This is a genomic window from Naasia sp., assembly GCF_025465545.1.
GTDB lineage: Bacteria > Actinomycetota > Actinomycetes > Actinomycetales > Microbacteriaceae > Naasia.
Genome location: NZ_JAODMK010000011.1, coordinates 84,476 through 91,468, shown reverse-complemented (window position 1 = coordinate 91,468; position 6,993 = coordinate 84,476). Strand labels below are relative to the sequence as shown.

General features: G+C 68.3%; 7 protein-coding genes. 5 read left to right on the top strand and 2 right to left on the bottom strand.

Going from position 1 to position 6,993, the window contains the following annotated elements; translation table 11 throughout:
• Positions 1 to 64: 64 nt before the first annotated feature.
• Positions 65 to 931, bottom strand: coding sequence for a sugar phosphate isomerase/epimerase family protein (locus JWR33_RS03540; protein WP_297409517.1), 867 nt, complete (start codon positions 929 to 931; stop codon positions 65 to 67).
• Between the two features lie 229 nt (positions 932 to 1,160).
• Here JWR33_RS03540 and JWR33_RS03535 point away from each other — a divergent pair, with 229 nt between their 5' ends.
• Positions 1,161 to 1,931: an SDR family oxidoreductase gene (locus JWR33_RS03535; RefSeq protein ID WP_297409515.1), complete on the top strand. Its 771-nt coding sequence runs from the start codon at positions 1,161 to 1,163 to the stop codon at positions 1,929 to 1,931.
• Between the two features lie 48 nt (positions 1,932 to 1,979).
• On the opposite strand, the gene JWR33_RS03530 is transcribed toward JWR33_RS03535, so the two are convergent.
• On the bottom strand, positions 1,980 to 2,939 hold the full coding sequence (locus tag JWR33_RS03530) for a sugar phosphate isomerase/epimerase family protein (RefSeq protein WP_297409513.1): 960 nt from the start codon (positions 2,937 to 2,939) through the stop codon (positions 1,980 to 1,982).
• A gap of 99 nt (positions 2,940 to 3,038) precedes the next feature.
• On the opposite strand from JWR33_RS03530, the gene JWR33_RS03525 reads away from it, so the two are divergent.
• The 4 genes from JWR33_RS03525 to JWR33_RS03510 are packed head-to-tail and all read left to right on the top strand — an operon-like array spanning position 3,039 to position 6,981.
• The gene (locus JWR33_RS03525) at positions 3,039 to 3,893 is read left to right on the top strand and encodes an SMP-30/gluconolactonase/LRE family protein (protein WP_297409511.1); all 855 of its coding nucleotides are present in this window, start codon (positions 3,039 to 3,041) and stop codon (positions 3,891 to 3,893) included.
• A 12-nt stretch (positions 3,894 to 3,905) separates the two neighbouring features.
• Entirely contained in the window at positions 3,906 to 4,721 is an 816-nt protein-coding gene (locus JWR33_RS03520; RefSeq protein WP_366073635.1) for an SDR family NAD(P)-dependent oxidoreductase, read from the top strand.
• 2 nt (positions 4,722 to 4,723) lie between these two features.
• Positions 4,724 to 5,971, top strand: coding sequence for a D-arabinono-1,4-lactone oxidase (locus JWR33_RS03515; protein WP_297409509.1), 1,248 nt, complete (start codon positions 4,724 to 4,726; stop codon positions 5,969 to 5,971).
• Positions 5,968 to 6,981 carry an alcohol dehydrogenase catalytic domain-containing protein gene (locus tag JWR33_RS03510; protein WP_297409507.1) on the top strand — a complete coding sequence of 338 codons (1,014 nt, stop codon included), beginning with the start codon at positions 5,968 to 5,970 and terminating at the stop codon, positions 6,979 to 6,981. Before JWR33_RS03515 ends, JWR33_RS03510 begins: the two co-directional genes overlap by 4 nt.
• Positions 6,982 to 6,993: the final 12 nt, after the last annotated feature.

Below are 6,993 nucleotides of genomic sequence, written 5' to 3'. Positions count from 1 at the left end.
AGGGAGGGCAGCCGCAGACGCCCTTGCGGCTGCCGTCCGGCAGCAACCAGGTATCCCGGCCGGGTCAGGAGCGAATCCCGGACGACACCGCCTTGAGCACCTCGTAGGCATCCTCCGCGATGCGGGTGTCCGTCTCGAGGACGTCCCGCCAGATCGAGAGACCGGCCGCGTGAGCAGGCTCGATGGCCGACGCCGTGAACGCCTCCAAGCCGAACCGGCCTTGGTAGCCCGCCCCGATCGCGCCCTCGAGGATGGCCACGACCGGGATATGGCCCCGGTGCAGCTCTCCCCGGTGGTTCTGCTCCATCTCGAGATAGCCGAGCCGCGGGAGCGCGTCCGAGATCGCAGCGACGATGTCGTCCTCCTCGATGTTCATGTGGAAGAGGTCGAGGTGCAGACCCAGCCGCTCCGATCCGGAACGCTGGACGAAGTCCATGCCGTCCGCAGCCGTGTTCATCATGGCGGTTTCGTATCGGTTGACGACCTCGCACAGGAGGCGCACCCCGATCGCGGCGGCCTCCTCGGCCAGGTCGCCGAGGATCTTCGCGGTGCGGTCGAAGGTCTGGCCGGCGACGGGGCCGCGTGAGCCCAGGGGGCCGTAGAGGATCCCCGTGAGCTGATCGGAGCCCAGCTCCGCCGACAGCGCAATGGCGCGGCGTAGCCGGGCGACACCGCGCTCGCGCGCGTCGGCGTCGTCACTGGAGATGTCCTGTCCCGCCACTTGATTCGTGTTGGTGACGACGCCCAGACCTGCGCCCTCGACGAGTTCGCGGATCCCGTCCCCTTCGAACACAGACGGATCGCGCAGCACCACCATGACGCGGCGGTAGCCGATGCGGGCAAGGCGTTGCACGATCTGAGGGGCCCGATCCCGGTTCCAGCCGGTCATCCAGACCCCCGGATTCACGCACAGATCGAGTTCGGCGGTCACGGCGGCACCTCTTGTTCCCTCACGCGGCGAAGCATCGCGCAAACCTTACTGGAGGTCCACAAAGGTGCCGCACGGACGGTGTCGCACCGTTGGGAGGCTCGCCGGGAACATGGTGGCGATCTGTGAACAGACTCGATGAGCCGATGGGCGGTAAGTTCGCGGTACCCGGCGGCCCACCCGGTCCCGTCCGCAGCGAATGCCCAATCCACCGATGTCGAAGGAGACACCCATGAGCATCCCCACGGGACTGGAGCCGTTCAGCCTTTCCGGTCGCGCCGCCCTTGTCACCGGCGGCGCGGGAGGCATAGGTCTCGCGATCGCGCGCGCCCTCGGAGAGGCGGGCGCGAAGGTGACGGTCGGTGACCTTCCGTCGGAATCGACCACCGCGGCCGCCGATTCCATCGGCGCACGCTTCGTCGCCCTCGACGTGCGGTCGAGCGCCTCGGTCGATGCAGCGGTCGCGACGGTGCTCGAGTCCGAAGGACGTCTCGATGTGGCGGTGAACTGCGCGGGCATCCGTCATCTGGGCGGACCCGCGACGGATGTCACCGACGACGACTGGGCGACCGTCATGGACATCAACAGCTCCGGAGTGTTCCGCTGCTGTCGGGCGGAGGGCCGCGCCATGCTGAATGCCGGAGCCGGTTCCATCGTGAACATCGCGTCCATGTCCGCGTACGCCGTCAACCGGCCGCAGCCACAGGCGACGTACAACGCCTCGAAGGCCGCGGTCGTCATGCTCACCAAGTCCCTCGCGGTCGAATGGGCGAAGCGGGGAGTGCGCGTGAACAGCATCTCTCCCGGTTACGTTGAGACACCGCTCACCGAGAGGAGCCGCACCATGCCCGAGCGCCTCGAGGAGTGGCTGCGTCTGACGCCCATGGCCAGGCTGGCGCAACCTCACGAGATCGCCGGCGCCGCCATCTTCCTCGCCTCCGACGCCTCCACGTTCGTCACCGGGACGGACATCGCGGTCGACGGCGGTTACACCGCGGCGTAGGTGTCACCGCCGTGAGCGGCCGCGGATGGAGGTCGGTTCGGCGGTCGATCACCTCGCGACTGGGGCCGCGGCGGTCCGCGCGCGCTCGAGCGTCGCGATGCGGTTCGCGCGGGAGCCTCCGAAGTACCTGTCCCGCGCGTCGGTCAGGAAATCGATCGAGTCGGCCATCTCGCTCATTCCGTTGACGCCGTCCTCGATGGAGATCCAGCCGTCGTACCCGGCGTTCACCAGGGTGCGGAAGATCCTCGGATAGTCGTTGAGGCCGCGGCCGATCACACCGTGCTGAAGCGCCGGCGAGTACCCGATCGTGCCGTCGGCGAGCCGCAACTCGTCGAGAGTCGCCCCATCGCTCAGGAACCGGTCGGACGCCTGCATCGAGACCACCCGATCGATGACCTCCTCCAGGAACTTGGCGGAGTCGAGCCCGGCGGTGATGGCGTTCGACGGGTCGAACTGGACTCCGAACGCGGCGCGTTCGTCGATGCGGGAGAGCAGCTCGAGGTAGACCTCGCGGCGCTGCGCGAACTCGGGGTACTCCCACGTGCTCGCCTTGTAGTGATTCTCCAGCGCGAGGGTGACGCCGTGTTCCTTGGCGATGGGGATGAGAGACAGGATGGCCTCGCTAGCCCAGTCGAGACCTTGCTCGAGCGGCACCTCGGGCCGCGCCATGCCGCTGAGTACGCGTACGGTCGCGTTGTCGGTCCCGATGCGGCCTGCGATCCGGATCATGTCGATCTCGCGATCGAGCTCGCGCTTCCGGATCTCCGGGTCCGGGTTCACGAAGTCGGGCGAGACGCACACCATGGGCATCACGAATCCTGCGGCCGCGAGCGTGTCCCCAACGCGATCGAGGTAGCCGTCGTCGGTCTGCCAGAAGAAGTCGGCGTGCAATTCGAGCCCATCGACGGGGGGCAGCTGCCTCGCGGTCGTGATCCAGTCGAAGACTGTCATCGTGCGGTCGACGATCATTTCGCGCAGGAATCCCTTGGGGAAGACCGAGATGAGCATGCAACCATCATGGTAGGAATGTCACAGCGGGTGATGGAATTCCGACAAACCTGATCCAGATTGAGCCTCTCGCCGCTGCACACACCGAAGGAGGAGTGGGTGACCGCTGCGGAACAGTTCACCGCTCCGCTCGCCTTCCACGGTGAGGGCGCTGTGTGGTCCCGAAGCTGGGGCGGACTGCGATGGGTCGACATGCTGGCGGGCGAGTACCTCACCCGCAATGACGCGACCGGTCAGATTTCGCGGGATTCCTCGGGCTCGCCCATCGCGGCGCTGGTGCGCCCGCGATACGGCGGCGGGGTCGTCATCGCGACGGAACGCGGCTTCACCCTCGAAGACCTCGACGGCACGCGAACACAGTTGCCCGACCTGTGGAGTGACGCCGGCCTCCGGATGAACGAGGGGGGATGCGCTCCCGACGGCTCCCTCTACTGCGGTTCGCTCGGCTATGGTGCGCCCGCGGGGGCAGGTTCGCTCTACCGCCTCGCAGCCGATCATGCGGTCTCGGTGATCTTCTCCGGCGTGACGATCTCGAACGGACTCGGCTTCAGCCCGGACGGTGCGCTCATGTACTACGTCGACACGCCCACTCGGCGCATCGATGTCTTCACGATGGCCGAGGGTCGGCCGGTCGATCGGCGTCCTTTCGCGGAGGTGGGCGACGTTGCGGGCAACCCGGACGGACTCACCGTGGCGTCGGACGGGTCGGTCTGGGTCGCGCTCTACGGCGGGTCGGCGGTGCGAGGGTTCAACCGGTCCGGCGAGGTCGTCGACGTCGTCGAGCTGCCGGTCACCAACGTCACCTCATGCGCATTCGGGGGAGACGCCCTCGACACGCTCTACATCACCACGTCCCGCGAGAACCTTCCCGATGACGAGCAGCCCGAGGCCGGCGCAGTCTTCGCGTGTCGGCCAGGGGTCACCGGACTCCCGGTACTCGAGTACGCGGGCTGACAACCAGGAGACATGCCGATGCAGATCGACCTCAACGCAAAGATCGCCATCGTCACAGGCGGCGCCCGTGGCATAGGACGCGACATCGTGCGCATCCTCGCGCACGAAGGCGTGACGACGGTGGCGATCGACATCAACCGCGCCGATTTGGACGAGCTCGGCGTCGAGCTCTCGGACGGCGGCTTCCAGTCGGCGCAGTTCGCGGGGGACGTGCGCGACTTCGCCCGGCTCCGGGCAATCGTGGCGGACGTCGTTTCCCGTTATGGGCGTGTCGACATCCTCGTCAACAACGCCGGCGTGACCGCCACCGCGTCCATCGAGGAGCTGACCGAGGAGCAATGGGATTTCGCCCATGACGTCAACCTGAAGGGCACCTTTCTCATGTCGAAGGCCGTCATCCCCGTGATGAAGAAGCAGGGCTGGGGGAGGATCATCAATGCGTCGTCGTTCGCGGCGATCGTGCCGACGGTCAATCACGCGGCCTACGCCTCCTCGAAAGCCGCCGTCGCCCACTTCACACGCGCACTCGCCGGCGAACTGGGTCCTTACAACGTGACCGTCAACGCGTACGCCCCCGGCATGGTGCCGACGGAGATGAACGGCTTCACGGAGCGCCCGGCCGCGGAGCAGAGCCGCCTGCTCGACACCCTCACCCTCCGCCGCTGGGGCTCGAAGGACGACATCGGCAATCTCATCTGCTTCCTCGCCTCCGATCGTGCCGGCTACATCACGGGCACGCTGATCGATGTGAGCGGCGGCAAGTTCGCGACCCAGATCCCGCGCGCGGCATACGACGACGCCGCCGGCGCCGGGGACTACGAGTTCTAGGGGTGGACGAGAGGAACTGGGCAGGCAACTATCGCTATGCCGCCACCGCGATCCACGAACCCGCGAGCGTGGATGAATTGCGCCGGGTCGTCGAGGGCGCTACCAGGCTGCACGCGCTCGGATCGCGCCATTCCTTCAATGCAGTGGCCGACACCGAGGGTGAACTGGTGCACCTCGGGCGCCTCGGCCCCGACATCCGCATCGCCCCAGATGGCGCCAGCGTGAGCGTCAACTCAGCAACGCACTACCGCGAGCTTGCCCGGGTGCTTCAGGCGGCGGGCCTCGCGCTGCACAACCTCGGTTCGCTGCCCCACATCTCCATCGGTGGCGCCTGCTCCACCGGCACTCACGGCTCGGGCGACCGCAACGGCAACCTCTCCTCGGCCGTCATCGGACTCGAGATCGTGCTGGCCGACGGCTCCCTGATCGCGGCCGATCGCACCGACGCGCGCTTCGACGGCATGGTCGTCGCACTGGGGGCGCTCGGCGTCGTCACCCGACTGACTCTCGAGACGCGCCCCTCCTACTCGGTGCGCCAGGACCTCTACCTCGGGCTCCCCTGGGATAGCCTCTTCGCGCACTTCGACGACATCATGTCGAGCGGCTACAGCGTCAACGTCCTGGGCAGGTGGCAGGGCGACCTCCTCACGAAGGTGTGGGTGAAGACGCGCGTGGATGACGAAGCGCCGGTCATCCGATCGGACCTGTTCGGCGCAGTCCTCGAGACGAGCGGCGAGTACGTGTCGCCGTCGGGACTCACGAACGAGACGGTGAACGGCGTGCCGGGCCCGTGGAATGAGCGACTCGCACATTTTCGCGGCGAGCTGCCACCCGGCTACGGCGAGGAGGTCCAGACCGAATACATGGTCGATCGCCGTCACGCGGTGGCGGCGATCGCGGCGGTTCGCGAACTCGGCCACTCCATCGACCCGATCCTGCTCAGTTCCGAGATCCGCTCGATGAGCGCCGATCAGCTGTGGCTGAGCCCCGCATACGACAGGCAGACCGTGGCGATTCACTTCACCTTCCGCAGAGAGACGGCAGCGATCGCCGGAGTGCTCCCGGCGATCGAGGAGGCGCTCGCGCCGTTCGAGCCGCGCCCGCACTGGGGCAAGCTCTACGCGCTGGACGCCGCCGCGATCGAGCAGCGATACCCGCGCATGGCTGACTTCCGCGCCTTGGCGAGATCGCTCGACCCAGAGGCGAAATTCCACAGCGACTTCCTCGAGAACCAGGTGTACGCGCGATGAGGGCACTCGTCATCACGGGCCAGAAGGAGGCCTCCATCGAGGACGTCGCCCCTCCGGAGGCCGCACCCGGTCTCGTGGTCATCGACATCCAGCGGGTGGGGATCTGCGGCACCGACATGGGCCTCTTCCAGGGCGCGCCCGAGCGGCTGCAGCGCCTGAATGCCGAATACCCCTTGAGGATCGGCCACGAGTGGGCGGGCGTCGTGACGGAGGTCGGCGACGGCGTCGACCCCGCCTGGCTCGGCCGCCGGGCAACGGGCGACACGATGCTCGGCTGCGGCTCGTGCGCGCGCTGCCTCGACGGCCGCCACTTCCTGTGCGCGACACGGCACGAGGTCGGGGTCAGGGGGGGATGGCCCGGGGCCATCGCCGAGCGGATGCCGCTGCCCGCGACCGCACTCCGGGCCTTGCCGGACACCGTCGACTTCACTCTCGGCGCCCTGGTGGAGCCGGGCGGGAACGCCGTGCGAGCCGTTGACGCCGCGCGACTGGTCGCGGGTGGCCCCCTGCTGGTGATCGGTGCAGGCACGATCGGGCTCCTGGCGGCGCTCTTCGCCGTGGCGCGCGGCATCGACGTGCACGTCCTCGGCCGCTCGGCGCAGTCCCTCGACCTCGCTCGATCGCTCGGCCTCGCCGGCGCGTGGGACGCGTCGACGCTGCCGCCACTGTCGTGGGGGGCCGTCATCGACGCCTCCGATGCCCCGAGCATCCCGTCGCGCGCCATCGAGCTCGTGGAACCCGGCCGCACCGTCGTGCTCATCGGGATCTCCCACGAGGCGAGCCTTACCGACACGCGCAGCATCGTGCGCAAGGAGGTCACGGCGGCCGGCATCCTTGGCGGTTCACTCGGCCTCGACGCCGCGATCGCGGCCTACGCCGACGGCTCCGTCGACCCCACGCCGCTCGTCGCAGCGACTGTTCCGCTCGGCAGAGCCGCAGACGCGCTGGCCGGCTGGCGTCCGGTCCACGCTGGTAGCGGGCCGAAGCTGCACATCGATCCCACGGCGTAGCCCCGCCGCCTC

Coding starts and splice junctions, on each gene's coding strand:
- JWR33_RS03535 (WP_297409515.1), top strand. CDS start 1,161: ATGAGCATCCCCACGGGACTGGAGCCGTTCAGCCTTTCCGGTCGCGCC.
- JWR33_RS03530 (WP_297409513.1), bottom strand. CDS start 2,939: ATGCTCATCTCGGTCTTCCCCAAGGGATTCCTGCGCGAAATGATCGTC.
- JWR33_RS03520 (WP_366073635.1), top strand. CDS start 3,906: ATGCCGATGCAGATCGACCTCAACGCAAAGATCGCCATCGTCACAGGC.
- JWR33_RS03510 (WP_297409507.1), top strand. CDS start 5,968: ATGAGGGCACTCGTCATCACGGGCCAGAAGGAGGCCTCCATCGAGGAC.